The 25,824-nt window shown below is 65.9% G+C and carries 21 protein-coding genes; 9 read left to right on the top strand and 12 right to left on the bottom strand.

Annotated features, from left to right (window positions below):
• Positions 1–34: 34 nt before the first annotated feature.
• Positions 35–1,393 (bottom strand): glutamine synthetase family protein, encoded by a 1,359-nt coding sequence (locus HU751_RS00485; protein ID WP_028688542.1) that lies wholly within the window; start codon positions 1,391–1,393, stop codon positions 35–37.
• Positions 1,394–2,060: 667 nt separating this feature from the next.
• On the opposite strand from HU751_RS00485, the gene HU751_RS00480 reads away from it, so the two are divergent.
• Positions 2,061–3,437, top strand: coding sequence for a glutamine synthetase family protein (locus HU751_RS00480; protein WP_050707432.1), 1,377 nt, complete (start codon positions 2,061–2,063; stop codon positions 3,435–3,437).
• A gap of 117 nt (positions 3,438–3,554) precedes the next feature.
• Here the strand turns inward: HU751_RS00480 and argA are convergent, their stop codons facing one another.
• Positions 3,555–4,853, bottom strand: a complete 1,299-nt coding sequence (argA, locus tag HU751_RS00475) for an amino-acid N-acetyltransferase (protein ID WP_050707433.1) — start codon at positions 4,851–4,853, stop codon at positions 3,555–3,557.
• Positions 4,854–4,962: 109 nt separating this feature from the next.
• Positions 4,963–6,108 (bottom strand): acetylornithine deacetylase, encoded by a 1,146-nt coding sequence (gene argE / locus HU751_RS00470; protein WP_186735787.1) that lies wholly within the window; start codon positions 6,106–6,108, stop codon positions 4,963–4,965.
• A gap of 236 nt (positions 6,109–6,344) precedes the next feature.
• Between argE and HU751_RS00465 the strand changes: the two genes are divergently transcribed.
• Entirely contained in the window at positions 6,345–7,724 is a 1,380-nt protein-coding gene (locus tag HU751_RS00465; protein WP_186735786.1) for a CYTH domain-containing protein, read from the top strand.
• Positions 7,725–7,796: 72 nt separating this feature from the next.
• Here HU751_RS00465 and HU751_RS00460 read toward each other — a convergent pair whose 3' ends face one another.
• Positions 7,797–8,267 (bottom strand): Lrp/AsnC family transcriptional regulator, encoded by a 471-nt coding sequence (locus tag HU751_RS00460; RefSeq protein ID WP_050707492.1) that lies wholly within the window; start codon positions 8,265–8,267, stop codon positions 7,797–7,799.
• Positions 8,268–8,393: 126 nt separating this feature from the next.
• Between HU751_RS00460 and HU751_RS00455 the strand changes: the two genes are divergently transcribed.
• The 3 genes from HU751_RS00455 to HU751_RS00445 all read left to right on the top strand — a co-directional run bounded on the left by HU751_RS00455 (position 8,394) and on the right by HU751_RS00445 (position 10,897).
• Positions 8,394–8,708 carry an ACT-like domain-containing protein gene (locus HU751_RS00455; protein WP_186735785.1) on the top strand — a complete coding sequence of 105 codons (315 nt, stop codon included), beginning with the start codon at positions 8,394–8,396 and terminating at the stop codon, positions 8,706–8,708.
• A 99-nt stretch (positions 8,709–8,807) separates the two neighbouring features.
• Positions 8,808–10,490, top strand: a complete 1,683-nt coding sequence (locus HU751_RS00450; protein WP_186735784.1) for a GspE/PulE family protein — start codon at positions 8,808–8,810, stop codon at positions 10,488–10,490.
• A 92-nt stretch (positions 10,491–10,582) separates the two neighbouring features.
• Positions 10,583–10,897 carry a DUF2388 domain-containing protein gene (locus tag HU751_RS00445; protein WP_050707438.1) on the top strand — a complete coding sequence of 105 codons (315 nt, stop codon included), beginning with the start codon at positions 10,583–10,585 and terminating at the stop codon, positions 10,895–10,897.
• A gap of 152 nt (positions 10,898–11,049) precedes the next feature.
• Here HU751_RS00445 and gcvP read toward each other — a convergent pair whose 3' ends face one another.
• From gcvP to HU751_RS00415, 6 genes are all read right to left on the bottom strand, one after another.
• Positions 11,050–13,923 (bottom strand): aminomethyl-transferring glycine dehydrogenase, encoded by a 2,874-nt coding sequence (gene gcvP / locus HU751_RS00440; RefSeq protein ID WP_186735817.1) that lies wholly within the window; start codon positions 13,921–13,923, stop codon positions 11,050–11,052.
• 174 nt (positions 13,924–14,097) lie between these two features.
• Positions 14,098–14,481, bottom strand: a complete 384-nt coding sequence (gene gcvH, locus HU751_RS00435; RefSeq protein WP_186735815.1) for a glycine cleavage system protein GcvH — start codon at positions 14,479–14,481, stop codon at positions 14,098–14,100.
• Between the two features lie 49 nt (positions 14,482–14,530).
• The gene (gene gcvT, locus HU751_RS00430; protein WP_050707441.1) at positions 14,531–15,613 is read right to left on the bottom strand and encodes a glycine cleavage system aminomethyltransferase GcvT; all 1,083 of its coding nucleotides are present in this window, start codon (positions 15,611–15,613) and stop codon (positions 14,531–14,533) included.
• Positions 15,614–15,737: 124 nt separating this feature from the next.
• On the bottom strand, positions 15,738–17,360 hold the full coding sequence (locus HU751_RS00425; RefSeq protein ID WP_186735813.1) for an ABC transporter permease: 1,623 nt from the start codon (positions 17,358–17,360) through the stop codon (positions 15,738–15,740).
• A gap of 116 nt (positions 17,361–17,476) precedes the next feature.
• Positions 17,477–18,478 carry an extracellular solute-binding protein gene (locus HU751_RS00420; protein ID WP_186735811.1) on the bottom strand — a complete coding sequence of 334 codons (1,002 nt, stop codon included), beginning with the start codon at positions 18,476–18,478 and terminating at the stop codon, positions 17,477–17,479.
• A gap of 123 nt (positions 18,479–18,601) precedes the next feature.
• A complete protein-coding gene (locus tag HU751_RS00415; RefSeq protein WP_186735808.1) occupies positions 18,602–19,003 on the bottom strand; it encodes an RNA-binding S4 domain-containing protein in 402 nt (133 codons plus the stop codon).
• 109 nt (positions 19,004–19,112) lie between these two features.
• On the opposite strand from HU751_RS00415, the gene rimB reads away from it, so the two are divergent.
• Both rimB and rimK read left to right on the top strand, forming a co-directional pair.
• Positions 19,113–19,595, top strand: a complete 483-nt coding sequence (gene rimB / locus HU751_RS00410; protein ID WP_028689207.1) for a retropepsin-like aspartic endopeptidase RimB — start codon at positions 19,113–19,115, stop codon at positions 19,593–19,595.
• Positions 19,592–20,497 carry a 30S ribosomal protein S6--L-glutamate ligase gene (rimK, locus tag HU751_RS00405; RefSeq protein WP_011531656.1) on the top strand — a complete coding sequence of 302 codons (906 nt, stop codon included), beginning with the start codon at positions 19,592–19,594 and terminating at the stop codon, positions 20,495–20,497. Before rimB ends, rimK begins: the two co-directional genes overlap by 4 nt.
• Before the next feature lie 107 nt (positions 20,498–20,604).
• Here rimK and HU751_RS00400 read toward each other — a convergent pair whose 3' ends face one another.
• Both HU751_RS00400 and ompR read right to left on the bottom strand, forming a co-directional pair.
• Positions 20,605–21,918: an ATP-binding protein gene (locus HU751_RS00400; RefSeq protein WP_110735515.1), complete on the bottom strand. Its 1,314-nt coding sequence runs from the start codon at positions 21,916–21,918 to the stop codon at positions 20,605–20,607.
• Positions 21,919–22,012: 94 nt separating this feature from the next.
• Positions 22,013–22,753 carry an osmolarity response regulator transcription factor OmpR gene (ompR, locus tag HU751_RS00395; RefSeq protein ID WP_028689209.1) on the bottom strand — a complete coding sequence of 247 codons (741 nt, stop codon included), beginning with the start codon at positions 22,751–22,753 and terminating at the stop codon, positions 22,013–22,015.
• 229 nt (positions 22,754–22,982) lie between these two features.
• Here ompR and HU751_RS00390 point away from each other — a divergent pair, with 229 nt between their 5' ends.
• Both HU751_RS00390 and HU751_RS00385 read left to right on the top strand, forming a co-directional pair.
• Positions 22,983–25,307 (top strand): Tex family protein, encoded by a 2,325-nt coding sequence (locus HU751_RS00390; RefSeq protein WP_186735806.1) that lies wholly within the window; start codon positions 22,983–22,985, stop codon positions 25,305–25,307.
• The gene (locus tag HU751_RS00385; RefSeq protein ID WP_110735521.1) at positions 25,307–25,690 is read left to right on the top strand and encodes a PaaI family thioesterase; all 384 of its coding nucleotides are present in this window, start codon (positions 25,307–25,309) and stop codon (positions 25,688–25,690) included. The genes HU751_RS00390 and HU751_RS00385 overlap by 1 nt, the downstream gene beginning before the upstream one ends.
• The last annotated feature ends 134 nt before the right edge of the window (positions 25,691–25,824 follow it).

Genomic DNA, 25,824 nt, shown 5'->3' with positions numbered 1-25,824 from the left:
TCCGGTGGCCGCCCGCAGGCGGCCTCAGGGTTGATCACACAGCAAACAGCAGGAACTCACGCTCCCAGGAGCTGATGACGCGCTTGAAGTTCTCATGCTCGGCGCGCTTGGTGGCGACGTAGCCGGTGATGAATTTCTTGCCCAGGTACTGCACCAGCGCGCGGCTGTTCTCCATGCGCTCGAGGGCGTCCTCGATGGTCAGCGGCAGGCGCAGGTTGCGCCGCTCGTAACCACGGCCCTGCACCGGCGCGCTGGCCTCGATGCCTTCGACCATGCCGATATAGCCGCACAGCAGGCTCGCGGCGATGGCCAGGTAGGGGTTGGCGTCGGCGCCTGGCAGGCGGTTCTCGACCCGGCGGTTCTGCGGGCCGGCATCCGGCACGCGCAGGCCGACGGTACGGTTCTCTTCACCCCACTCGACGTTCACCGGCGCCGAGGTATCCGGCAGGAAGCGGCGGAACGAGTTGACGTTGGGGGCGAACAGCGGCAGCGCCTCGGGGATGAACTTCTGCAGGCCGCCGATGTGGTGCAGGAACAACTCGCTCATGCTGCCGTCGGCGTTGGAGAAGATGTTCTTGCCGGTGGCCACGTCGACCACGCTCTGGTGCAGGTGCATCGCGCTGCCCGGCTCGCCGGTCATGGGCTTGGCCATGAAGGTGGCGGCCACGTTGTGCTTGAGCGCGGCCTCGCGCATGGTGCGCTTGAACACCAGGATCTGGTCGGCCAGGTGCAGGGCATCGCCGTGACGGAAGTTGATTTCCATCTGCGCGGTGCCGTCCTCGTGGATCAGCGTGTCGAGGTCCAGCTGCTGCAGTTCGCACCAGTCGTAGACATCCTCGAACAGCGGGTCGAATTCGTTGGCCGCCTCGATGGAGAACGACTGCCGCCCGGTTTCCGGACGGCCGGAACGGCCCACCGGCGGCTGCAGCGGAAAGTCCGGGTCTTCGCTACGCTTGGTGAGATAGAACTCCATCTCGGGCGCGACGATTGGCTGCCAGCCCTTGTCGGCGTAGAGCTTCAGGACCTTCTTCAGCACGTTGCGCGGCGACAGCTCGACCGGGTTGCCCTTCTTGTCGTAGGTGTCGTGGATCACCTGGGCGGTCGGTTCGATGGCCCATGGCACGAGAAACACCGCGTTCTCGTCGGGGCGGCAGATCATGTCGATGTCGGCCGGGTCGAGCAGTTCGTAATAGATGTCATCGTCGACGTAGTCGCCGGTCACGGTCTGCAGCAGCACGCTTTCGGGCAGGCGCATGCCCTTCTCGGCGATGAACTTGTTGGTGGGCGAGATCTTGCCGCGGGTGATGCCGGTCAGGTCGCTGATCAGGCATTCCACTTCGGTGATCTTGTGCTCTTTCAACCAATCGGTGAGCTGGTCGAGGTTGTGACTCATAAATACCTCAGGAGGTAATGTGGCGCGATTGAAGGCAACCGGCGGCCACTGACGCCAGGCGTCGGGCAAAGTCGGCGCGCAGGGCGCCGAGGGGCCTGGAAAGGCCCGCGCCTTGATTCTGGATGCTGTGCATGGCTAAAGCAAAAACCCTCGCGCAGGACGACAGTGCAAGCACGCCATGGCGGCGCGTCCGGACAGAAAGCGAAGGGCAGAAAGAAAGGAGGTGTTGCGGTAAAGCGTTACGAGGTATGGCTTTTTTACGCGAACCGTCAATTATTGCGGCCAGCGCGGCGCCCCTTCGATGCAGGCGTGCGATGACCGGACGGCAACCGGGAGATGTACCTGAACGCACCGTGCATGCGGCGCTGACAGGTCTCGGCAAGCGGACCATGTGACCCTCGTATTATTGTGTTCTGGGTTGTGACCGAGCTTATCCTCGTTCATTTTTTTACACAACCTCTCCGTAAAAAATAAAACACGCCCTGCTCGGGATAACCCTTCAGGGCGAAAATAGCGGATAATGGCACGCCCCGATATGCAGCAAATCTGCCGTAGATGTGCCATTTAAGGGCATCATGGGCTTGGCTTGACTTCACCTGGTCTTTCCGATTGACTGGGGTTGCAAGCCCCCCTTGATTGATATTTTTAACAACAAAGGTGTTGCATCATGTCGGTACCCCCGCGTGCCGTTCAGCTTAACGAAGCGAACGCGTTCCTTAAGGAACATCCTGAGGTTCTCTACGTTGACCTTCTGATTGCAGATATGAATGGTGTGGTGCGTGGCAAGCGCATCGAGCGCACCAGCCTCCACAAGGTTTACGAGAAAGGCATCAACCTGCCTGCCTCCCTCTTCGCCCTGGATATCAACGGTTCGACCGTCGAAAGCACCGGCCTTGGCCTGGACATCGGCGATGCCGACCGCATCTGCTACCCCATCCCCGGCACTCTCTCCAACGAACCCTGGCAGAAGCGCCCGACCGCGCAGCTGCTGATGACCATGCACGAACTCGAAGGCGAGCCCTTCTTCGCCGACCCGCGCGAAGTGCTGCGCCAGGTGGTGAGCAAGTTCACCGAGATGGGCCTGACCATCTGCGCCGCGTTCGAGCTGGAGTTCTACCTGATCGACCAGGAGAACGTGAACGGCCGTCCGCAGCCGCCGCGCTCGCCGATCTCGGGCAAGCGCCCGCAATCGACCCAGGTCTACCTGATCGACGACCTCGACGAATACGCCGACTGCCTGCAGGACATCCTCGAAGGCGCGAAGGAGCAAGGCATCCCGGCCGACGCCATCGTCAAGGAAAGCGCCCCGGCGCAGTTCGAAGTCAACCTGCACCACGTCGCCGACCCGCTCAAGGCCTGTGACTACGCGGTGCTGCTCAAGCGCCTGATCAAGAACATCGCCTACGACCATGAAATGGACACCACGTTCATGGCCAAGCCCTACCCGGGCCAGGCAGGCAACGGCCTGCATGTACACATTTCCGTGCTGGACAAGGATGGCAACAACATCTTCACCAGCGAGGATCCCGAGCAGAACGCCGCGCTACGTCACGCTGTCGGCGGTGTGCTCGAGACCCTGCCCGCTTCGATGGCGTTCCTCTGCCCGAACGTCAACTCGTACCGCCGTTTCGGCGCGCAGTTCTACGTGCCGAACGCACCGAGCTGGGGCCTGGACAACCGCACCGTGGCCCTGCGCGTGCCGACCGGCTCGGCGGACGCCGTGCGCATCGAGCACCGCGTGGCCGGCGCCGACGCCAACCCGTACCTGATGATGGCCGCCGTGCTGGCCGGCGTGCACCACGGTCTGACCAACAAGATCGAACCGGGCGAGCCGATCGAAGGCAACTCGTACGAGCAGTTGGAGCAGAGCCTGCCGAACAACCTGCGCGATGCCCTGCGCGAGCTGGACGACAGCGAGATCCTCAACAAGTACATCGATCCGAAGTACATCGACATCTTCGTCGCGTGCAAGGAGAGCGAGCTGGAGGAGTTCGAGCATTCGATCTCCGACCTCGAGTACAACTGGTACCTGCATACCGTGTAAACGAAAACGCCGCCCACAAGGGCGGCGTTTTTCTTTGCCATCGCATCGCGGGTCAAGCCCGCTCCCACGTGTGCCAGCCCGTGTACACCGTGGGAGCGGGCTTGACCCGCGATGGCATCAGAGCGGCTTCTCGAAGATCTTCGAATTGCGCTGGTAGTTGTACAGCGAAGCCCGCGCCGCCGGCAGCCGTTCCACGCCACTGGGCGCGAAACCGCGTTCACGGAACCAATGCGCGGTCCGAGTCGTCAGCACGAACAGGGTATTGAGCCCAAGCTTGCGCGCCCGCTCCTCGATGCGCTCGAGCAGTTCGTCGCCACGCCCGCCATGCCGGTACTCCGGGTTCACCGCCAGGCACGCCAGCTCCCCGGCCTCGGAGTCGGCAATCGGGTACAGCGCCGCACAGGCGATGATCATGCCCTCGCGCTCGACCACGCTGAACTGCTCGATCTCCCGCTCCAGCACCTCGCGCGAACGGCGCACCAGGATGCCCTGCTCTTCCAGCGGGCTGATCAGCTCCAGCAGGCCGCCGACATCCTCGATGGTCGCCTCGCGCACCACTTCGAACTGCTCCTGGGACACCAGCGTACCGCCACCGCCACGGGTGAACAGCTCGGTCAGCAGCGCACCGTCCTCGGCATAGCTGACGATATGGCTGCGCGCCACGCCGCCCTTGCAGGCCTCGGCGGCGGCATCCAGCAGCTCGGCCTGGTAGTCGCTGCCCAGGCGCTGCAGGTGCGGGGCGATCTGCTGCGGCCGCAGCTCGCGCACCAGCTGGCCATGCGCGTCCAGCAGGCCCGGTTCGGCGCCGAACAGCAGCAGCTTGTCGGCACCCAGCTCGATGGCGGCGCGGGTGGCCACGTCCTCGCAGGCGAGGTTGAAGATCTCGCCGGTCGGCGAATAGCCCAACGGCGACAGCAGCACGATGGAGCGCTCGTCGAGTAGGCGGTTGATGCCCTTGCGGTCGACCCGGCGCACCTCGCCGGTGTGGTGGTAGTCGACCCCTTCGAGCACGCCGATCGGCCGTGCGGTGACCAGGTTGCCGGAGGCCACCCGCAGGCGCGAGCCCTGCATCGGCGAGGCCGCCATGTCCATCGACAGGCGCGCCTCGATGGCCAGGCGCAGGGCGCCGACCGCATCGATCACGCAATCGAGCGTCGCCGCGTCGGTAATGCGCATGCCGTGATGGTAGTGCGGGGTCAGGCCGCGCGCGGCCAGGCGGCTTTCGATCTGCGGGCGCGAGCCGTGGACCAGCACCAGGCGCACGCCAAGGCTGTGCAGCAGCACCAGGTCGTGGACGATGTTGCCGAAGTTCGGGTGTTCGACGCCGTCACCGGGGAGCATGACCACGAAGGTGCAGTCGCGGTGGGCGTTGATGTAGGGAGACGCATGACGCAGCCAGTTGACGTAATCGGGCATGACAGGGCCTGTGGATAAGTGAACGGAGAACGAAAAGGCGCACAACGTTCGAAAGTCATCGTCGGAACAGGCTTGCGGTCACGCGCGGTCTCCTCTGCTCAGGGAAAGATCAATGGCTCAGGCAATAGTGCCGGATCAGGTCACGCAATAGACGCACGGTAGGCTCGATTCGTGACATTTCAAGGTATTCGCCGGGCTGGTGGGCACAGGCGATGTCTCCCGGGCCGAGCACGATGGTCTGGCAACCGAGCTGCTGAAGATAAGGCGCTTCGGTGCCGAAGGCCACCGCTTCGGCGCGGTGGCCGGTCAGGCGTTCGGCCAGGCGCACCAGTTCGCTGTCGGCGTTCTGCTCGAACGGCGGCACTTCGGGGAACAGCGGCGCATAGTCGATACGCACGTCGTGGCGCTCGGCCAGTGGCGCGATCTTGCCGCGGATCGCCGCGCGCAGCTGCTCGACATCCATGCCCGGCAGCGGGCGCAGGTCGAATTCCAGGGCGCACTGGCCACAGATGCGGTTGGGGTTGTCGCCACCGTGGATGCAGCCGAAGTTCAGGGTCGGCGTCGGCACCGTGAACTGCGGGTTGCGGTACTGCTCCTGCCAGGTGCGGCGCAGGCCCATCAGCTCGCCCATCACCGCGTGCATGGCTTCCATGGCGCTGCGGCCCAGGCTCGGATCCGACGAATGGCCACTGCGTCCGAGGATATCGATGCGGTCCATGAGGATGCCCTTGTGCATCCTGATCGGCTTGAGCCCGGTGGGCTCACCGATCACCGCCGCCCGGCCGAGCGGCTGGCCGGCCTCGGCCAGGGCACGGGCGCCGGACATCGAGCTTTCCTCGTCGCAGGTGGCGAGGATCAGCAGCGGTTGCTTGAAATCGTGTTCGAGCAGCGGGATGACCGCATCGATGACCAGGGCGAAGAAGCCCTTCATGTCGCAGCTGCCCAGCCCGACCCAGCGGCCATCGACCTCGGTCAGCTTGAGTGGATCGCTACCCCACAGCTGCGGGTCGTAGGGCACGGTATCGCTGTGCCCGGCCAGCACCAGGCCGCCCGGGCCGGTACCGCGACTGGCCAGGAGGTTGAACTTGCCGGGGCTGACCTGCTGGATCTCGCAGGTGAACCCCAGGTCGTCCAGCCAGCCGGCCAGCAGGTCGATGACCGCGCGGTTGGACTGGTCCAGCGCAGGCTGGGTGCAACTGACCGAGGGCGCGGCGATCAGGGCGGCGAACTGGTCTTTCAGCGACGGCAACGGCATGCGCGGACTCCTCGGAAGCGTGGTTCATCATAACAACGTGAAAGCTTCACAGGGCAAGCCGAAAACCTGATGAAGACAACTTGGTGGGAGCGGGCTTGCCCCGCGATGGCGCAAGCCTGCACACCCTCGCATTCGGATCTGCCAGCATCGCGGGACAAGCCCGCTCCCACGAACAAGGATTCAGGCCGTAACTGCGGTAGACTGCACGCCTACGACGCCCCCTTCCCGAGCCCGCGATGCACAAAGAAACCGAACTCAAACTCCGCGCCAGCCGCGAGACCCTTGCCGCCCTGCGCGAGCACCCCCTGCTGAAGAAGCGCAACAAGTCCGGCTGGCAGACCCGCGAACTGCTCAACCAGTACTTCGACACCCCGGAGCGCGACCTGTCCGCCGCCCGTGTCGCCCTGCGCCTGCGCCGTGATGGCGAGGTCATCATCCAGACCCTCAAGTGCCGTGGCCAGAGCGTCGCCGGGCTGTCCGAGCGCAACGAGCACGAGTGGCACCTGGACAAGGTCAAGCTCGACCTGAAGAAGCTCGACGCCACCTGCTGGCCCGAGCAACTGGCCGAGCTGGACAAGAAGACCATCAAGCCGCTGTTCACCACCGACTTCACCCGCGAGTACGCCGAGATCGCCTGGGGCCGCGGCAAGGCGAAGGTAGTGATCGAGGCCGCGCTGGATCAAGGTTTCGTGATCGCAGGCAAGCGCAAGGAAGAAATCTGCGAGCTGGAGCTGGAACTGCGTGAAGGCACCCCTGAGGCGCTGCTGGAGCTGGCCGCCGAGCTGGCCGCCAGCCTGCCGCTGATGCCCTGCGACATCAGCAAGGCCGAGCGCGGCTACCGCCTGCTCGATCCGGACAGCTACGAGCTGGGCCTGCCGGTGACCGAACTGCAGGCCGAGATGCAGCTGGACGACGCCTATGCCGCCCTCGCCTGGCAACTGCTGGGCAGCAGCCAGCGCCTGGCCGAGCAGTATCGCCACAATGGCCACTGGCGCCTGCTGCAGGACTGGGTTCGTTGCCTGGCCGAACTGCGCGCCCTCACCGCCAGCCTCGGCCAGGCCGCGCCGCGCCCGACCACCCGCGCCTTGCGCGCCAGCCTCGACGCGCTGCTGGAAGACTGGCGCCCGCTGGTGCTGGCCGGCAACGATGACGAGGACATTCGCCGCGCCGCCCCCGAGCAGTTCGCCGAAGAACTGGAAGACCCGCGCTGGGGCCAGTTCTCCCTGGAGACCGCGCGCTGGCTGAGCGCCCGCGCCTGGACCGCCGAGCGCAAGGGCCGTGGCGAGCGTCAGGGCAAGGCGCAGCTGGCCAGCTGGCTGCAGCACCTGCTGGGCGAGGAGTCCCGCGCCCTGAAGCTGCCGCTGTACGTGCAGCGTCCGGAAGACCTGGCCGAACAGCTGCCGCGCATCGAATGCGTGCAGACCTGGCTGCACCACGCCCGCCAGGTGCTGGACCTGCCGCAGCAGGACCGCCTCTACGGCGAGCTGAACAAGCTGCACGAGCTGGCCGAGCAGCCGCTGGTGGAAGAAGGCAAGGAAGAACTGCTCGAAGCCCGCATCGAGCAGGCCCGCGCCATCGAGCAGAACCGCGCCTGGAAACACCTGCTCAAGGCCTGAGTCCGCACCGCCCGCTCCCGCACTGCGTGGGAGCGGCGGTGCGCCGTTGCGACTTGCCCCGCGATCGACTCTTCAGGGTCTCAGCGGCAAGCTGGTGGTCGACTTGATCTCCGACAACGCCACGATCGAATTCACTTCCTGGATACCCGGCACGTTCGATAGTTTTTCGAAGAAGAACCGCTCGTAAGCCTCGATATCCGAGGTGACGATGCGCAGCAGGAAGTCCACCGCCCCCATCAGCACGTAGCATTCCAGCACTTCGGGAAAACCGCGGATGGCCTCGGTGAACTCGGCGAAGTTCGAACGCCCGTGGGCGTTGAGCTTCACCTCGGCAAAGATCTGCGTGTTCAGCCCCACCTTCTTGCGATCCAGCAGGGTCACCTGCCCACGGATCACGCCCTCTTCCTTCAAGCGCTGGATGCGCCGCCAGCACGGCGACTGCGACAGGCCCACACGCTCGGCGATCTGCGCGCTGGACAGTGACGCGTCCTCCTGCAGCAATTCGAGGATCCGCCGATCATAGGCATCCAGTTCGCCATGCATTATTAATTCTCCAAAGTTCAACTTTGCGAATTGAATTATTCGCAAACAATACAAAACACTCAAATCATAGCGAAAAAATACCACCGCCAACGTGCAAGAATTTCTCCACCTTCGCGGAGAAACGCCATGCACGCAGCCGAACACCCCAGGATCGACGCCTGGGCCGCCAACACCGCCCACAGCACTGTCCACTATCGCCTGCAGGCCGAGGTGGAACCGGACAGCCTGTGCCGGGTGCTCAACCTGTTCGCCCTGCAGTTCCTCACGCCGCACAGCGTGCGGGTCAACCAGTGCGATGACCTGCTGGACATGGAAATCGGCATCGGCGGGCTGAGCTGGCACCGCGCCGAAGTCATCGCGCAGAAGCTGCGCAACCTGGTCTGCGTGGCCGATGTCAGCCTGGAGTGCCAGCCACGCCTGGCCCAGGCCGCCTCGGCCTGATCGCGCTCCGGCAAGATTCCGAAACCCTTTATTCACCCAACTACCGCGCCCTCTGGCTAGCCTTGCCAGCGTCATGGATCACCTGGCAGGGATATCGCCATGTTCGCCAACGCTAGCCAAGACCTGGACCTGAACCGGCTGCTGGACGCCTTGCTCGCCGAACAGCGGATCGCCGCGTGCGACGCGCTCAAGGCGCTCGAGCGGGCCAGGCAGCACCCTGACGCACATCCCCTGGAGCTGATCGCCGAGCTGGCCCTGCCGGACCCGTTGCACCCTGGCCAGCGCCTGGGCCTCGATGCGCTCTGCCACTGGTTTGCCGACCAGGTAGGCCAGCAGTTCCTGCATATCGACCCGTTGCAGATCGACCTGGCACAGGTCGCCAGCCTGATGTCCGCGGCCTTCGCCGAACGTCACGGCATTCTGGCCGTGGCGGTGGACGACAGCAGCGTGACCGTGGCCAGCGCACAACCCTATCGACGTGATTGGGAAGCCGACCTGAGCCAAGGCCTGGGCAAGCGCGTGCAACGGGTGCTGGCCAGTCCACGGCAGATTCGCCAGCTGACGCCCACCTTCTTCGGCCTGGCGCATTCGCTGCGCGGTGCCGGACAGCCCCCGGCAGCCGGGCTCGGCGAGCTGGAGCAACTGCTGGGGCTGGGCGCCAGCCAGGCCCAGGCGGGGACCGAGGATCAACATGTGGTGCGCATCGTCGACTGGATGCTGCAGTACGCCATCGAGCAGCGCGCCAGCGATATCCACCTGGAACCACGCCGCGAGCTGGGTCACCTGCGCCTGCGCATCGATGGCCTGCTGTACCCCGTCTACGCCTTCCCGGCGGGCGTCACCCTGGCCATGGTCAGCCGCCTGAAGCACCTGGGCCGGATGAACGTGGCGGAGAAACGCCGGCCACAGGACGGTCGCCTGAAAAGTCGCCTGCCGGATGGCGCGCAGATCGAACTGCGCCTGTCCACGCTGCCCACGCCATTCGGCGAGAAGCTGGTGCTGCGCCTGTTCGATCCGCAGCTACGCCACGAAGCCCTCGAACACCTTGGCCTGGAGGCGCCCTTGCTGGCCCAGTGGAAAGCCCTGCTGCAGCGGCGCCAGGGCATCCTGCTGGTGACCGGCCCCACCGGTTCGGGCAAGACCAGCACCCTTTACGCCAGCCTGCGCCACCTGGCCACGCCCCAGGTCAACCTGTGCAGCATCGAAGACCCCATCGAGCGCCTGGAGCCGGCGATCAACCAGTTGCAGGTGCAACCCGGCCTGGGCCTGGGCTTCGCCGATGGCGTGCGCGCCCTGCTGCGGCAAGACCCGGACATCATCATGATCGGCGAGATCCGCGACCAGGAAACCGCTCAGGTGGCGGTACAGGCGGCGCTGACCGGCCATCTGGTGCTGTCCACCCTGCATACCGACGATGCCTGCGCGGCGATCACCCGCCTGCAGGAACTGAAGGTGGCCGACTATCTGATCAGGGCCACGCTACTCGGGGTCATGGCCCAACGCCTGGTGCGCACCCTGTGTCCATCCTGCCAAGGCATGGAACACACCGATCGCCCCGCCTGCCAGACCTGCCGGGGCAGCGGCTTTCATGGCCGCACCGGGCTATTCGAGCTGCTCCGGGTCGGCAGCGCGCTGCGCCAGCGCATCACCCCGGGCGCCGACCTGGAGGCGCTGCGCCAGCAGGCGGCCGCCGATGGCCTGCACGACCTGCGCCGCTGCGGGCGCCGGCTGGCCGAGCAACGGCTGACCTCCTTGGAGGAGGTGCTGCGGGTCTGTGGATAAGTAAGAAATCCCCTGTGTGGTCGGGAACTTGGCAGTGGTAAACCGGATCAAACCGGCATTCCGACAGCCCTCATCGACCGAGGTGATTCATCATGCGTTTCAAAACAGCCATCGCAGCCACCGTCCTCTGCTCGCTGCCCCTTGGCTCCGCCATGGCCGACACGTTCTGGCGCAACGTCATCTCCTCCGGTGCCACCACTGCCTCGACCTACCTGACCTTCAAGGACCACAAGCTGATCGTCGCCGCCCAGGACGACGCCGGCAGCTTCGTCGCCAGTGAAGGCGCCATCCGCGGTCCGTTCCTGGAAGCCGCGATCCGCCAGGTGCGCGCGGACAACCCGGGCGTCCAGGCCAGCGACATGGAACTGGCCAACGCAATCCTGGCCAAGAACGCCGTGGCCGAGTAAGTCCAGGGGCTGCTTTGCAGCCCATCGCCGGCAAGCCGGCTCCCACCCCGACCGCGTCGCCTCAAGCCATACGCGGCCCTTGTGGGAGCCGGCTTGCCGGCGATACGCACAGCGGCCCCAATGCAAGACAGTTGCCCCTCCCACGCCAGACGCTAGCGATACGCCTCCACCGGCACGCACGCACAGAACAGATTCCTGTCCCCATACACGTTGTCGACCCGGTTCACCGCCGGCCAGTATTTATGCTGGCGCGCGTGAGCGCTGGGGGCGATGCCCTGCTCGATGCTGTATGGCCGGTCCCACGGCGCCAACACGTCGGCCAGGGTGTGCGGCGCGTGCTTGAGCGGATTGTCCTCGGCCGGCCAGTTGCCCTCCTGCACCTCGGCGATTTCCGCCCTGATCGCCAGCATCGCCTCGACGAAACGATCCAGTTCGGCCTTCGACTCGCTCTCGGTGGGCTCGACCATCAGCGTGCCCGGCACCGGGAACGACATGGTCGGCGCATGGAAGCCGAAGTCCATCAGGCGCTTGGCCACATCCTCCTCGGTGATGCCGGTCAGCGCCTTGAGCGGCCGCAGGTCGAAGATGCACTCGTGGGCGACCCGCTGGTTGCGCCCACGGTAGAGCACCGGGAAGGCATCGCGCAGCTGGCTGGCCAGGTAGTTGGCGGACAGGATCGCCACCTCGCTGGCGTCGGCCAGTTGCGGCCCCATCATGGCGATGTACATCCAGCTGATCGGCAGGATGCTGGCACTGCCCCAGGGCGCCGCGCTCACCGCGCTGTTGGTCGGTTCCAGCCCCGGTACCGGCACCACCGGGTGGCTGGCGACGAACGGCTTGAGGTGGGCGCGGATGCCGATCGGGCCCATGCCCGGGCCGCCACCGCCATGGGGAATGCAGAAGGTCTTGTGCAGGTTCATGTGCGAGACATCGGCGCCGATGTCCGCCGGCCGCGCCAGCCCCACCTGGGCATTGAGGTTGGCGCCGTCCATGTACACCTGCCCGCCGTGCTGGTGCACCACCTCGCAGATCTCGCGGATCCCCTCCTCGTACACACCGTGGGTGGAGGGGTAGGTCACCATCAGGCATGACAGCCGCTCGCCGGCAGCGTGGGCCTTGGCCTTGAGGTCGTCGAGATCGACGTTGCCGTCTTCGTCGCACTCGACGATCACCACCTCCATGCCGGCCATCTGCGCCGATGCCGGGTTGGTGCCATGGGCCGAGGACGGAATCAGGCACAAGGTGCGCCCGGGCTGGTGGCGGCTGCGGTGGTAACGGGTGATGGCCATGAGCCCGGCGTATTCGCCCTGGGCACCGGAGTTGGGCTGCATGCAGATGGCGTCGAAGCCGGTGATCGCGCACAACCAGCTTTCCAGCTCGTCGATCATCGCCTTGTAGCCTTGCACCTGGGCGGCCGGGGCGAAGGGATGCGGCTGGGCGAACTCCGGCCAGGTGATGGGGATCATCTCGCTGCTGGCATTGAGCTTCATGGTGCACGAGCCCAGCGGGATCATCGACTGGTTCAGCGCCAGGTCCTTGTTCTCCAGCTGCTTGAGGTAGCGCAGCATCTCGGTTTCGCTGTGGTGCAGGTTGAACACCGCGTGCCCGAGGATCGGCGTACGCCGCACCAGCGCGCCGGGGATGCCTTCGGGCAGCGCCTGCTGGTCGAGCGTGGCGATGTCCAGGCCGTGGTCGACGCCGAGGAAGATATCCAGCAGCTTGAGCACCGTGGCTTCGTTACAGGTTTCGTCCAGGCTCACCCCCAGGTGCCCGCGCCCGAGGATGCGCAGGTTGATGCGCGCGGCCTCGGCGCTCTCGATGATTGCCGCCTGGGTGCCGCCGACGTCCAGGGTCAGGGTGTCGAAGAAGTGCTGGTTGAGGCGCTTGATGCCCTTGGCTTCGAGGCCGGCGGCGAGGATGAAGGTCAGCCGGTGCACCCGCTGGGCGATGCGCTGCAGGCCTTCAGGGCCGTGGTAGACGGCGTAAAAGCCGGCGATGTTGGCCAGCAGCACCTGGGCCGTGCAGATATTGGAGTTGGCCTTCTCCCGGCGAATGTGTTGCTCGCGGGTCTGCAGGGCCATGCGCAGCGCGGTATTGCCGCGGGCATCGCGGGACACGCCGATGATGCGCCCGGGCATGGCCCGCTTGTAGTCGTCGCGGCAGGCGAAATAGGCCGCGTGCGGCCCGCCGTAGCCCATCGGCACGCCAAAACGCTGGGTCGAGCCGAGCACCACGTCGGCCCCCAGCTCGCCCGGCGGCGTCAGCACCACCAGGCTGAGGATGTCGGCGGCGACGCAGGCCAGGGCCTGCTGGGCGTGCAGCTGGTCGATCAGCGGGCGCAGGTCGCGCACCTCGCCGTGGGTGTCCGGGTACTGCAGCAACGCCCCGAACACCTTGTGCTTGGCCAGGTTATCCACAGAATCGATGATCAGCTCGAAACCGAAGCCCTCGGCACGGGTCTTGAGCACCGACAGGGTCTGCGGGTGGCAGTGTTCGTCGGCGAAGAAGGCGTTGCTCTTGCTGCGCGCCACGCGCTTGGCCATGGCCATGGCCTCGGCGGCGGCAGTGGCCTCGTCGAGCAAGGAGGCATTGGCCAGCGCCAGGCCGGTGAGGTCGATGACCATCTGCTGGTAGTTCAGCAGCGCCTCCAGCCGCCCCTGGGCGATCTCCGGCTGATAGGGCGTGTAGGCGGTGTACCAGCCGGGATTCTCCAGCACGTTGCGCAGGATGACAGTAGGGGTGATGGTCGCGTGGTAGCCCATGCCGATCAGGCTGGTCCACAGCTGGTTCTGCGCGGCATGGCCCGCCAGCCTGGCCAGCGCGGCCTGCTCATCGAGGGCCGGCGGCAGGTCCAGCGGGCGGTTGAAGCGGATCCCCGGCGGTACCGTCTGCTCGATCAGTTCGCTGCGGCTGGCGACGCCGAGGACGTCGAGCATGGCCTGCTGCTCCTGGGCATCGGGCCCCAGGTGGCGACGCAGGAAGGGGTTGGGCTCTTGCAGTTGATGCAGGGATGGCGACTGGGACATGGCGACGATCTCTTCCTGGACCAGTTCTCATGGGAGACTTACAAGTCTAGGAAGGATTGCCGAATGTGCGGGGATTATTGCATTGGCCGTACAGGCCTCATCGCGGGGCAAGCCCGCTCCTACGATGTGTACCATGCGTGGGAGCGGGCTTGCCCCGCGATGAGGCCGGTCCTGTCACTCGCCGATCAGGGCTGCGTAACCAGCGGCATCCAGCAGCTTGTCCAGCTCGGACTTGTCGCTCGGCTTGAGCTTGAAGATCCACGAATCGTACGGCGATTCGTTGAGCAGTTCCGGGCTGTCGGCCAGTTCTTCGTTGACCGCGATCACCTCGCCGCCCACTGGCGCGTAGATGTCCGAGGCGGCCTTGACCGACTCGACCACGCCAGCGGCGTCGCCGGCGGCGAACACCTTGCCGACTTCGGCCAGCTCGACGAACACCACGTCACCCAGGGCGGCCTGGGCGTGGTCGCTGATGCCCACGGTCACGGTGCCATCGGCTTCCAGGCGGGCCCATTCATGGCTTTCGGCATAACGCAGGTCGGCGGGGATTTGGCTCATTGTCTTGTATTCCTCGTTAGGGTCAGCGGTCGGCCCGCCATTTGGATAATCAGATCAGGATCTTGCCATGGCGCACGAAGGTCGGCTTGACCACCCGCACCGGGTACCACTTGCCGCGGATCTCCACTTCGGCGCGGTCGCCGGTGGCCATGGGCACGCGGGCCAGGGCAATGGATTTGCTCAGCGTAGGCGAGAAACTACCACTGGTGATCTCTCCTTCGCCAATCCCGGATACACGGACCACCTGGTGGGCACGCAGAACACCACGCTCCTCGAGCACCAGGCCGACCAGTTTTTCCTTCACGCCCTGCTCGATTTCCGCCAGAAGGCCGGCACGGCCGATGAACTCGCGGCCCGCCGGCTCCCAGGCGACGCTCCAGCCCAGGTTGGAGGTCAGCGGGGTGTGGGCTTCGTCGATGTCCTGGCCGTAAAGGTTCATGCCGGCCTCCAGGCGCAGGGTGTCGCGCGCGCCCAGGCCGCTCGGGGCGATGCCGGCGCCGACCAGGTCGTTGAAGAATGCCGGGGCCTGCTCGCCGGGAAGGATGATCTCCAGGCCGTCCTCGCCGGTGTAACCGGTGCGGGCGATGAACCAGTCACCGTCGGCGAGGCCTTCGAAGGGGCGCAGTTCGCGGATCAGCGCGGCACGCGAGGCGCTGAGCAGGGCAGCGACCTTTTCCCGGGCGTGAGGGCCCTGGATGGCGAGGATGGCCAGTTCGGGGCGTACCTTGAAGCTGACCTTGAAACCTTCGCTGCGCGCCTGCAGCCAGGCCAGTACCTTGTCGCGGGTGGCGGCGTTGGCCACCAGGCGGTAGCCGTCCTCGGTGCGGTAGGCGATCAGGTCGTCGATCACTCCGCCATCGGCGTTGAGCAGGGGGCTGTAGAGGGCCTTGCCGGGGTTTTCCAGACGCGTCACGTCATTGGCCAGCAGGTGTTGCAGCCAGGGCGTGGCGGCGCAACCGTCGATATCGATGACGGTCATGTGGGAGACATCGAAGACCCCGCAGTCACTGCGCACCTGGTGGTGCTCCTCGACTTGCGAGCCGTAATGCAGGGGCATGTCCCATCCGCCGAAATCGACCGTCTTGGCGCCGAGCGCCAGGTGCAGGTCATACAGAGGCGTACGCTGTCCCATGGGTTTCTCCTTCCGGGCGTGGCGAGGCGGCGGCGGTCGGCGATGTTCAATCATCACCTGTTTTTGTAGGACCCGTCGCTGCGAATGCCGCGCATTGTAGCCGCAAGGAAGCTGCGTGGCACCCTCAGCGCGGGTGGCCCGGACGATGGGCCGAGCGACGGATCAGGCCGATCACCGGCAGCAGGCCGACCAGCACCAGGGTCAGGGCCGGCAGCGAGGCCCGTGCCCATTCGCCCTCGCTGGTCATCTCGAACACCCGCACGGCCAGGGTGTCCCAGCCGAATGGGCGCATCAGCAGTGTCGCCGGCATCTCCTTCAACACGTCGACGAACACCAACAGGGCGGCGCTGAGCGCACCGGGCACCAGCAGCGGCAGATACACCTTGAAAAACAATCCCGGCCCGGCGACCCCGAGGCTGCGTGAAGCCTCCGGCAACGACGGGCGGATCCGCTCCAGGCTGCTTTCCAGCGGGCCATAGGCCACGGCGATGAACCGCACCAGGTAGGCCAGCAGCAGGGCCGACAGGCTGCCCAGCAACAATGGCTTGCCCGCCCCGCCCAACCACTGCGACAGCGGTATCACCAGCTGGTTGTCCAGGTAGCTGAACGCCAGCATGATCGACACCGCCAACACCGAGCCCGGCAAGGCATAGCCGAGGTTGGCCAGGCCGACCCCCGCGCGGATGGCCGTGGTCGGCGCCTGGCGCCGGGCGAAGGCCATCAGCATGGCCACGCTGACCGTGATCAGCGCCGCCATGGCGCCGAGGTACAGGGTGTGCATGACCAGGCCGAGGTAGCGCTCGTCCAGGTCGTGCCGGCCGCGCTGCCAGAACCACGCCAGCAGCTGCAGCATCGGGATGACGAAGGCGCAGGCAAACACCACCAGGCACCAGCCGCTGGCGGCCAAGGCCTTGATACCCCGCAAGTGATACAGCGCCTGACCCCGTGGTCGCTCGTTGCCACTGCGGCTGGCGCCCCGGGCACGGCGCTCGCCATACAGCACCAGCATCACCGCCAGCAGCAGCAGGCTGGCCAGCTGCGCCGCGCTGGACAGACTGAAGAAGCCGTACCAGGTCTTGTAGATGGCCGTGGTGAAGGTGTCGAAGTTGAACACCGCCACCGCGCCGAAATCGGCCAGGGTCTCCATCAGCGCCAGGGCGATGCCGGCGCCGATGGCCGGGCGCGCCATGGGCAAGGCCACCCGCCAGAACGCCTGCAGCGGCGACAGCCCGAGCACCCGCGCCGCCTCCATCAGGCCCTTGCCCTGGGCCAGGAACGCGGTACGCGCCAGCAGGTAGACGTAGGGATAGAACACCAGCACCAATACTGTGATCACCCCGCCGGTGGAACGTACCCGTGGCAGGCGCATGGGCCCGAACACCTCGCGCAGGGCCGTCTGCACCGGGCCTGCGAAGTCGAGCAGGCCGACGAAGACGAACGCCAGGACATAGGCCGGAATCGCGAACGGTAGCATCAGCGCCCAGTCCAGCCAGCGCCGGCCGGGGAACTCGCAGAGGCTGGTGAGCCAGGCCAGGCTCACCCCCAGCACGGTCACACCGGCGCCAACGCCGACCACCAGCGTGAGGGTGTTACCCAGCAGGCGGCCCATCTGGGTGTCGAGCAGGTGAGACCAGATCTGCATGTCGACCGATTGCCAGGACAGCAGCAGGACGCTCAGTGGAAGCAGGACCAGGGCGGCGATCAGGGAGACCGGTAGGTACCAGCGGCGTTGGGGGGTGTGGGGCAAATCGAAGATCTCGATGGCTGGGCGATAGCATCGCGGGGCAAGCCCGCTCCCACGTCCGCATGGTTCGTGGGAGAGGGCTTGCCCCGCGATTGGTTCTCAAGGATAAGGCGACAGGCTCAGTTCCAGCCAGCCCGGTCCATCAAGCGAATGGCTTCGGCCTGGCGCTTGCCGGCGACTTCCACCGGAATGCTGTCGGCCTTGAAGCTGCCCCAGGCCGCGACTTCCGCCGAAGGCTTGACCTTCGGGTTGGCCGGGAACTCCTGGTTGATGTCGGCGAACAGCTTCTGCGCCTCCTCGCCGGTCATCCACTCCACCAGTTTCTTCGCCGCTTCCGGATGCGGTGCATGCTTGGTCAGGCCGATGCCCGACAGGTTGACGTGCACGCCGCGATCAGCCTGGTTGGGCCAGAACAGCTTCACCGGCAGGTCAGGCTTCTCCTTGTGCAGGCGCCCGTAGTAGTAGGTGTTGACGATGCCCACGTCGCACTGGCCGGCGGCGATGGCCTGGATTACTGCGGTGTCGTCGGAGAACACATCGGTGGACAGGTTGTTGACCCAGCCCTTGATCAGCTTCTCGGTCGCGGCCTCGCCGTGGTTCTCGATCAGCGTGGCGGTCAGCGACTGGTTGTAGACCTTCTTCGCCGTGCGCAGGCACAGGCGGCCCTCCCAGTTCTTGTCGGCCAGGGCCTCGTAAGTGCTGAGCTCCCCCGGCTTGACCCGGTCGGTGGAGTAGGCGATGGTCCGCGCGCGCAGGCTCAGGCCGGTCCAGTCATGGGACGAGGCGCGGTACTGCGACGGGATGTTCTGGTCGATGACCGCCGACTTGATCGGCTGCAGGATGCCCATCTGCTCGGCCTGCCAGAGGTTGCCGGCATCGACGGTGAGCAGCAGGTCAGCCACGCCGTTCTCGCCCTCGGCCTTGATGCGCTGCATCAACGGGGCTTCCTTGTCGGTGATGAACTTGATCTTGACGCCGGTCTTGGCGGTATAGGCGTCGAACACCGGCTTGATCAGCTCGTCGATGCGCGAGGAGTACACCACCACTTCATCCGCCGCCTGGGCGGTGCCGCCGAACAGAGTGAGGGCCAAGGCGGCCAGTAGGGGCTTGCGGGGCAACATCGGGGGTACTCCTCGCTGGATTGAGAGGTGTAAATGGTAGTGAATCCCATTTTCTTGCTCATCTGCCGAGGAGTTACCGAATGTTGCAAGGGTTGGTTGCAACGCGCTAAACGACAGCCCCGATCATTCGAAACTGCCCTGCAACTGATGGATCTGGCGCCGCTGCTTCTTGTTCGGCCGCCCGTCGCTGGTCATGCCCAGCGCGCCCGCCTTGCGCAGCTCGGCCGCCTGTTCGCGGCGCTTCACGCTTTCGGCCGTTTCCTCATACAGCGCCTGCGCCTCGGGCGCGCCGCGGCGCACCACCGACAATGCCCTGACCACCACGGTGCGCTCGTCGAAACCGGTGCGCAGCACGAACTCGTCGCCCACCCGCGGCTCCTTGCCTGGCTTGCAGCGCTCGCCCCGGCAGTGCACCTTGCCGCTTTCGATCGCCGCCTTGGCCAGGGCGCGGGTCTTGTAGAAACGCGCCGCCCACAGCCATTTGTCCAGGCGTACCTTGTCGTCGTCTTCAGGCTTTTGTGCCATGGTCTTTCCTCGAATTCTGTCTTTCACGGAACTGTACTACCGTGACTGACGGATGCAAAAAGTCCGTGCCGTCATTACAGTTCACCTCCATATCCCCAGGGCACGCTTCGTGAAGACATTTGACCACCTGACTGTGATCGGCCTGCGCGAGTGGGTCGCCCTGCCCGAGCTGGGTGTCGCCGGCCTGCGCGCCAAGATCGACACCGGCGCCAGCACCTCCAGCCTGCACGCCACCGAGGTCGAACCGTTCGAGCGCGATGGCCAGCCATGGGTGCGCTTCACCGCGCACCTGGGCTCGGTGGTGCAGTTGCGCCACCGGCGTTGCGAGGCGCCACTGGTGACCATGAAGACCATCAAGAGCTCCAACGGCCAGGCCCAGATCCGCTACGTGATCCGTACGGCCCTGGCGCTCGGCGACCGGGTCTGGGAGGTCGAGTTCACCCTGGCCTGCCGCAAGAGCATGCGCTATCGGCTGCTGCTCGGCTCGAAGGCGCTCATCCATGGCCAGCTGGTGGTCAACCCAGGCCTTAAGTACGTCCAGGACAAACCGGCCTTCCCGGCCACCCTTTCCCCTGTCACAGGTGCTGCATGAAGATCGCTGTGCTGTCGCGCAATCCGCGTCTGTATTCCACCCGCCGCCTGGTCGAGGCCGGTACCCAGCGGGGCCACGAAGTGGTGGTGATCGACACGCTCCGGGCCTATATGAACATCGCCAGCCACAAGCCGCAGATCCATTACCGCGGCAAGCCGCTGGAGGGGTTCGATGCGGTGATCCCGCGCATCGGCGCATCGGTCACCTTCTATGGCTGCGCGGTGCTGCGCCAGTTCGAGATGATGGGCGTGTACCCGCTCAACGAATCGGTGGCCATTGCCCGCTCACGGGACAAGCTGCGCTCGCTGCAGCTGCTGTCTCGGCGCGGTATCGGCCTGCCGATCACCGGTTTCGCCCACTCGCCGGACGATATCCCCGACCTGATCCAGATGGTCAACGGCGCGCCGCTGGTGATCAAGGTGCTCGAAGGCACCCAGGGCATCGGCGTGGTGCTGTGCGAGACCACCAAGGCCGCCGAATCGGTGATCGAGGCTTTCATGGGGCTGAAGCAGAACATCATGGTCCAGGAATACATCAAGGAGGCCGGGGGCGCCGACATTCGCTGCTTCGTGGTGGGCGACAAGGTGATCGCCTCGATGAAGCGCCAGGCCAAGCCGGGCGAGTTTCGTTCCAACCTGCACCGCGGTGGCGTGGCCAGCCTGATCAAGATCACCCCCGAGGAGCGCATGACCGCGATTCGCGCGGCAAAGGTCATGGGCCTGAGCGTGGCGGGGGTGGATATCCTGCGTTCCAATCACGGGCCGCTGGTGATGGAGGTGAATTCATCGCCGGGGCTTGAGGGTATCGAGGTGACCACCGGCAAGGACGTGGCCGGGATGATCATCGAGCACCTGGAGAAGAACAGCGGGCCGAACCAGACGCGGACCAAGGGCAAGGGCTGATGACGCCTTTACGGGCCTCTTCGCGGCTAAAGCCGCTCCCACAGAGAACATGCAAAAACCTGTGGGAGCGGCTTTAGCCGCGAAGAGGCCCGTACAAACAACAACGATCAGACAGCATTACGCGGCAGCAACAACCCCAGCGGCAACCTCACCCGCGCCTCGATCCCGCCACCCGAGCGGTTGCGCAACTCCACATTGCCGCCATGCTGCGCGGCGATGCGCTTGACGATCGCCAGCCCCAGCCCGGTGCCCTTGCCACCCCGTGCCCGGTCGCCACGGATGAACGGGTTGAAGATGGTCTCCAACTCCGACTCGTCGATGCCCGCGCCACGGTCCAGCACGCTGAGCACCACATACGGCGCGCTCTGGTCGCCCGACACATAGGCCGCCACTTCGACGCCCTTGCCAGCGTGATGCAGGGCGTTGCCGATCAGGTTGCCCAGCATGCGCTTGAGCGACACCCGGCGCAGCGGGAACGGCGGGATCGGCTCCAGGCACAGGCGCACCTGCTCCTTGTGCTGGTTGTAGGGCGCCACCACTTCGTAGATCAGGTCGTTGAGATCGACCTCCTCCACCGGTTCGTCGCGCCCGTCCCGAATGAACGCCAGGAACTGGTCGAGGATAGCGTCCATGTCCTCGATATCGCGGACCATGTCCTCGCTGAGGTCGCTGTCGTTATCCATCAACGACAATGACAGGCGCAGCCGGGTCAGCGGCGTGCGCAGGTCATGGGACACCCCGGCCAGCATCAGCTCGCGCTCACGCCCGGCCTGCTCGACATCCTCGGCCATCTGGTTGAACGCGCGGTACACCTCGGTCATCTCGCTCGGGGTGTCGCTGATTGGCAGGCGCACGCTGCGCCCCTGGCCCAGCTGGCGGGCGGCGAACACCAGGCGCTTGAGCGGCTGGTTGAGCTGGCGCACGAAGATCCACGCCGATGCCGTGGACAACAGGCCGATGGCCAGGAACCAACCGAGCACGTTCCAGATCTTCTGCCCGCGCAGCGGGTGCGGATACAGCGGCACCTTGAGCCAGCCCGGGCCCAGGCTCGGGGCGTTCACCCACAGCGCGGGCGGCGCGTGGATGCGCAGCCGCACCTCGGTGTCATCGCCCAGCTCGGCCTGCATCTGGCGCTGGTAGATCTCGCTGTAGGGCCAGTGCTGCTCGCCCTCCGGCACGCCGGCGCCGGTCACGCGGATCAGGCCGGCCGCCTCGGCGATCTGGTCACGGTTCTCTTCATCCGCGGCCCAGTAGGCGCGCAACGTCAAGGCTACGCCGTGGCTGTACTGGCGGTCGACCAGCACGTCCTCGTTCATCAGCAGGTACACGAGCGTCAGTGCCTTGGAGAACAGCACGACGATCAGCACCAGCCAGAGGGTGCGGGCGAAGAAGCTTTGCGGGAACCAGAGAGGCGTTTTCATCGATCAACTACTGTGCTGAAAAGGCCGGCCGCCACAGACGCAAACAGGGCGACCCGCGTGGGTCGCCCTGCTGCACCCTGACGAGCCGACAGGCTCATTTGCCGGCGTTTCCGTCCGGCACGAAGACGTAGCCCACACCCCATACGGTCTGGATGTAGCGCGGCTTGGACGGGTCGGGCTCGATCATCCGGCGCAGGCGTGAGATCTGCACGTCGATGGAGCGCTCCAGGGCGTCCCACTCGCGGCCACGGGCCAGGTTCATCAGCTTGTCGCGGGTCAGCGGCTCGCGGGCGTGCATCACCAGGGCCTTGAGCACGGCGAACTCACCGGTGGTGAGCATGTGCGTCTCCTCGCCGCGCTTGAGTTCGCGGGTGGCCAGCGACAGTTCGTAGTCGCCGAAGGTGACAGTCTCTTCCTCGCTGCCCGGCGCGCCCGGCACGCTCGGGGACTGGCGACGCAGCACGGCCTTGACCCGGGCCACCAGCTCGTCTGGGTTGAACGGCTTGGCCAGGTAGTCGTCGGCGCCCAGCTCCAGGCCCTTGATGCGGCTGAGCTCGTCGCCCTTGGCGGTAAGCATGATGATCGGGATCTGGTTGTTCGACGCGCGCAGGCGCTTGCACGCGGACAGACCGTCCTCGCCCGGCAGCATCAGGTCGAGGACCACCAGGTTGAACACTTCACGGGCCAGCAGGCGGTCCATCTGTTCGACGTTGGGCACGGTGCGGACACGGAAGCCCTTGCTGGTGAAGAAACGGTCCAGCAGGCTGCTCAGGCCCGGGTCGTCGTCGACGATGAGAATCTTGTCGCCTTCTGCGGCGTTTGCGGTGCTGGTCATGAATAACTCCTCTGATATCGCCGCGCATTATGGCGTAGCCACTGCAGCGCGTGCCGTGTGCATTGTTAGCAGATTTTTCCCGGCATGCCACTGTCGCCCCGTCGTCGGCTGGCGCCGCGCCATCACCGCAAGCCCGGCACGATGGGTATAATGCGCGGCTTTCACCCAGCGCCGCCGGGCATGAATGCCCACCCGCGGCCTTGCATTCACTATTTGTCAGGTGGTTTTCATGGACAGCATCAACAGCCGTATCGCCGAGGAACTGGGCGTGCGCCCACAGCAGGTCGAAGCGGCCGTGGGCCTGTTGGACGAAGGATCGACCGTGCCCTTCATCGCCCGTTACCGCAAGGAAGTGACCGGCAGCCTGGATGACACCCAACTGCGCCACCTGGAAGAGCGCCTGCGCTACCTGCGCGAGCTCGACGAGCGCCGCGCCAGCATCCTGGCCAGCATCGAGGAGCAGGGCAAGCTGACCCCGGAGCTGGCCCGCGAGATCAAGCTGGCCGACACCAAGACCCGCCTCGAAGACCTGTACCTGCCGTACAAGCAGAAGCGCCGCACCAAGGGCCAGATCGCCCTGGAAGCGGGCCTGGGCGAGCTGGCCGACGGCCTGTTCAACGACCCGCAGCTGAACCCGGAAAGCGAAGCGGCACGTTTCGTCGACGCCGAAAAAGGCGTGGCCGACGTCAAGGCCGCCCTGGAAGGCGCCAAGTACATCCTCATGGAGCGCTTCGCCGAAGACGCCGCCCTGCTCGACAAGCTGCGCGGTTTCCTCAAGCAGGAAGCGGTGCTGACCGCCCGCGTGGTCGCCGGCAAGGAAGAGGAAGGCGCCAAGTTCCGCGACTACTTCGCCCACGACGAACTGCTGCGCAGCGCGCCGTCGCACCGAGCCCTGGCGATCTTCCGCGGGCGCAACGAAGGCGTGCTGAGCGCCTCGCTGAAAGTCGGCGAGGAGCTGCCGGGCACCCTGCACCCGTGCGAACTGATGATCGGCAACCATGTCGGCATCGAGAACCGCAGCCGCCCGGCCGACAAATGGCTGGGCGAAGTGGTGCGCTGGACCTGGAAGGTCAAGCTGTACACCCACCTGGAAACCGACCTGTTCGGCGAGCTGCGCGACAATGCCGAAGGCGAGGCGATCAACGTCTTCGCCCACAACCTGCACGACCTGCTGCTGGCCGCCCCGGCAGGTCCGCGCGCAACGCTCGGCTTCGACCCGGGCCTGCGCACCGGCTGCAAGATCGCCGTGGTCGACGCCACCGGCAAGCTGCTGGACCACACCACGGTCTACCCGCACGCGCCGAAGAACGACTGGGACCGCACCATTTCCATCATGGCCGCGCTGTGCGCCAAGCACTCGGTCGAGCTGATCGCCATCGGTAACGGCACCGCCAGCCGCGAAAGCGACAAGCTGGTGGCCGAGCTGGTCAAGAAATACCCGGCCCTGAAGATCACCAAGATCATGGTCTCCGAGGCCGGTGCCTCGGTGTACTCGGCTTCCGAGTTGGCCGCTCGCGAATTCCCGGACCTGGACGTGTCGATCCGTGGCGCGGTGTCCATCGCCCGCCGCCTGCAGGACCCACTGGCCGAACTGGTCAAGATCGATCCGAAGTCCATCGGCGTCGGCCAGTACCAGCACGACGTGTCGCAGGTGAAGCTGGCCCGCGGCCTGGACGCCGTGGTCGAGGACTGCGTGAACGCCGTGGGCGTGGACGTCAACACCGCTTCCGTGGCGCTGCTGACGCGCATCTCCGGCCTCAACGCCACCCTGGCGCAGAACATCGTCGCCCACCGCGACGCCAACGGCCCGTTCGCCACCCGCGCCGCGCTGAAGAAAGTCAGCCGCCTGGGCGAGAAGACCTTCGAACAGGCCGCCGGCTTCCTGCGCGTGATGAACGGCGACAACCCGCTGGACGCCTCGGCGGTGCACCCGGAAGCCTACCCGCTGGTGCAGCGCATCGCCGCCGACACCGACCGCGACATTCGCTCGCTGATCGGCGACAGCGGTTTCCTCAAGCGCCTGGATCCGAAGAAGTTCACCGACGAAAGCTTCGGCCTGCCGACCGTCACCGACATCCTCCAGGAGCTGGACAAGCCTGGCCGCGACCCGCGTCCGGAGTTCAAGACCGCCACCTTCCAGGACGGCGTCGAGGACCTCAAGGACCTGGAGCCGGGCATGATCCTCGAAGGCGTGGTGACCAACGTCACCAACTTCGGTGCCTTCGTCGACATCGGCGTGCACCAGGACGGCCTGGTGCACATCTCGGCGTTGTCGGAGAAGTTCGTCAAGGACCCGCGTGAAGCGGTCAAGGCCGGCGACGTGGTCAAGGTCAAGGTCATGGAAGTGGACATCCCGCGCAAGCGCGTCGGCCTGTCCATGCGCATGAGCGACACCCCGGGCGAGAAGGTCGAGGGCAACCGCGGTGGCAACCGTGGCAACGGCGGCAACCGCCAGCAGCAGGCGCCGCGCCAGCGCGAGACCAGCACCGCCGCGCCGGCCAACAACGCCATGGCGTCGCTGTTCGCCAACGCCAAGCAGCTGAAGAAGAAGTGATGGACGTACCGAAAGCGTACGTCGAGAGCGCCTTCAGCCAGCTCCTGGGCTGCCGCCTGCAACGCCTGGACACGGGTGTTGCAGAGGTGGCCCTGGCGCTCGAACCGCACCTGCGCAACCGCGGCCAGAAGCTGCACGGCGGAGCGATCTTCAGCCTGGTGGACATCGCCATGGGCCTGGCCTGCTCGGCCAGCCATGGCTTCGACCAGCAGAGCGTGACCATCGAGTGCAAGATCAACTACATGCGCGCCGTCAGCGAGGGCGAGGTGCTGTGCACCGCCCGGGTGCTGCACGCCGGGCGGCGCACGCTGGTGGTCGACGCCGACGTGCTTCAGGACGACAAGCTGGTGGCCAAGGCCCAGGGAACCTTCGCGGTTCTCTAGCTGACGGAGCCACATCTGCGGTATTTTCGACAGCACTCAGGGCCGCTTCGCGCCCCATCGCCGGCAAGCCGGCTCCCACAGGGGGATGCATGCTCTGTGGGAGCCGGCTTGCCGGCGATGGGGCGCGAAGCGGC

Origin of the sequence: Pseudomonas peradeniyensis, assembly GCF_014268935.2 — a bacterium.
Taxonomy (GTDB): domain Bacteria; phylum Pseudomonadota; class Gammaproteobacteria; order Pseudomonadales; family Pseudomonadaceae; genus Aquipseudomonas; species Aquipseudomonas peradeniyensis.
This window is presented reverse-complemented; position numbering and strand designations above follow the sequence as displayed.

Excerpts from the sequence above, each read along its gene's own strand:
- HU751_RS00485 (WP_028688542.1), bottom strand. The coding sequence starts at position 1,393 with ATGAGTCACAACCTCGACCAGCTCACCGATTGGTTGAAAGAGCACAAG.
- HU751_RS00480 (WP_050707432.1), top strand. The coding sequence starts at position 2,061 with ATGTCGGTACCCCCGCGTGCCGTTCAGCTTAACGAAGCGAACGCGTTC.
- argA (WP_050707433.1), bottom strand. The coding sequence starts at position 4,853 with ATGCCCGATTACGTCAACTGGCTGCGTCATGCGTCTCCCTACATCAAC.
- argE (WP_186735787.1), bottom strand. The coding sequence starts at position 6,108 with ATGCCGTTGCCGTCGCTGAAAGACCAGTTCGCCGCCCTGATCGCCGCG.
- HU751_RS00465 (WP_186735786.1), top strand. The coding sequence starts at position 6,345 with ATGCACAAAGAAACCGAACTCAAACTCCGCGCCAGCCGCGAGACCCTT.
- HU751_RS00460 (WP_050707492.1), bottom strand. The coding sequence starts at position 8,267 with ATGCATGGCGAACTGGATGCCTATGATCGGCGGATCCTCGAATTGCTG.
- HU751_RS00455 (WP_186735785.1), top strand. The coding sequence starts at position 8,394 with ATGCACGCAGCCGAACACCCCAGGATCGACGCCTGGGCCGCCAACACC.
- HU751_RS00450 (WP_186735784.1), top strand. The coding sequence starts at position 8,808 with ATGTTCGCCAACGCTAGCCAAGACCTGGACCTGAACCGGCTGCTGGAC.
- HU751_RS00445 (WP_050707438.1), top strand. The coding sequence starts at position 10,583 with ATGCGTTTCAAAACAGCCATCGCAGCCACCGTCCTCTGCTCGCTGCCC.
- gcvP (WP_186735817.1), bottom strand. The coding sequence starts at position 13,923 with ATGTCCCAGTCGCCATCCCTGCATCAACTGCAAGAGCCCAACCCCTTC.
- gcvH (WP_186735815.1), bottom strand. The coding sequence starts at position 14,481 with ATGAGCCAAATCCCCGCCGACCTGCGTTATGCCGAAAGCCATGAATGG.
- gcvT (WP_050707441.1), bottom strand. The coding sequence starts at position 15,613 with ATGGGACAGCGTACGCCTCTGTATGACCTGCACCTGGCGCTCGGCGCC.
- HU751_RS00420 (WP_186735811.1), bottom strand. The coding sequence starts at position 18,478 with ATGTTGCCCCGCAAGCCCCTACTGGCCGCCTTGGCCCTCACTCTGTTC.
- HU751_RS00415 (WP_186735808.1), bottom strand. The coding sequence starts at position 19,003 with ATGGCACAAAAGCCTGAAGACGACGACAAGGTACGCCTGGACAAATGG.
- rimK (WP_011531656.1), top strand. The coding sequence starts at position 19,592 with ATGAAGATCGCTGTGCTGTCGCGCAATCCGCGTCTGTATTCCACCCGC.
- HU751_RS00400 (WP_110735515.1), bottom strand. The coding sequence starts at position 21,918 with ATGAAAACGCCTCTCTGGTTCCCGCAAAGCTTCTTCGCCCGCACCCTC.
- ompR (WP_028689209.1), bottom strand. The coding sequence starts at position 22,753 with ATGACCAGCACCGCAAACGCCGCAGAAGGCGACAAGATTCTCATCGTC.
- HU751_RS00390 (WP_186735806.1), top strand. The coding sequence starts at position 22,983 with ATGGACAGCATCAACAGCCGTATCGCCGAGGAACTGGGCGTGCGCCCA.
- HU751_RS00385 (WP_110735521.1), top strand. The coding sequence starts at position 25,307 with ATGGACGTACCGAAAGCGTACGTCGAGAGCGCCTTCAGCCAGCTCCTG.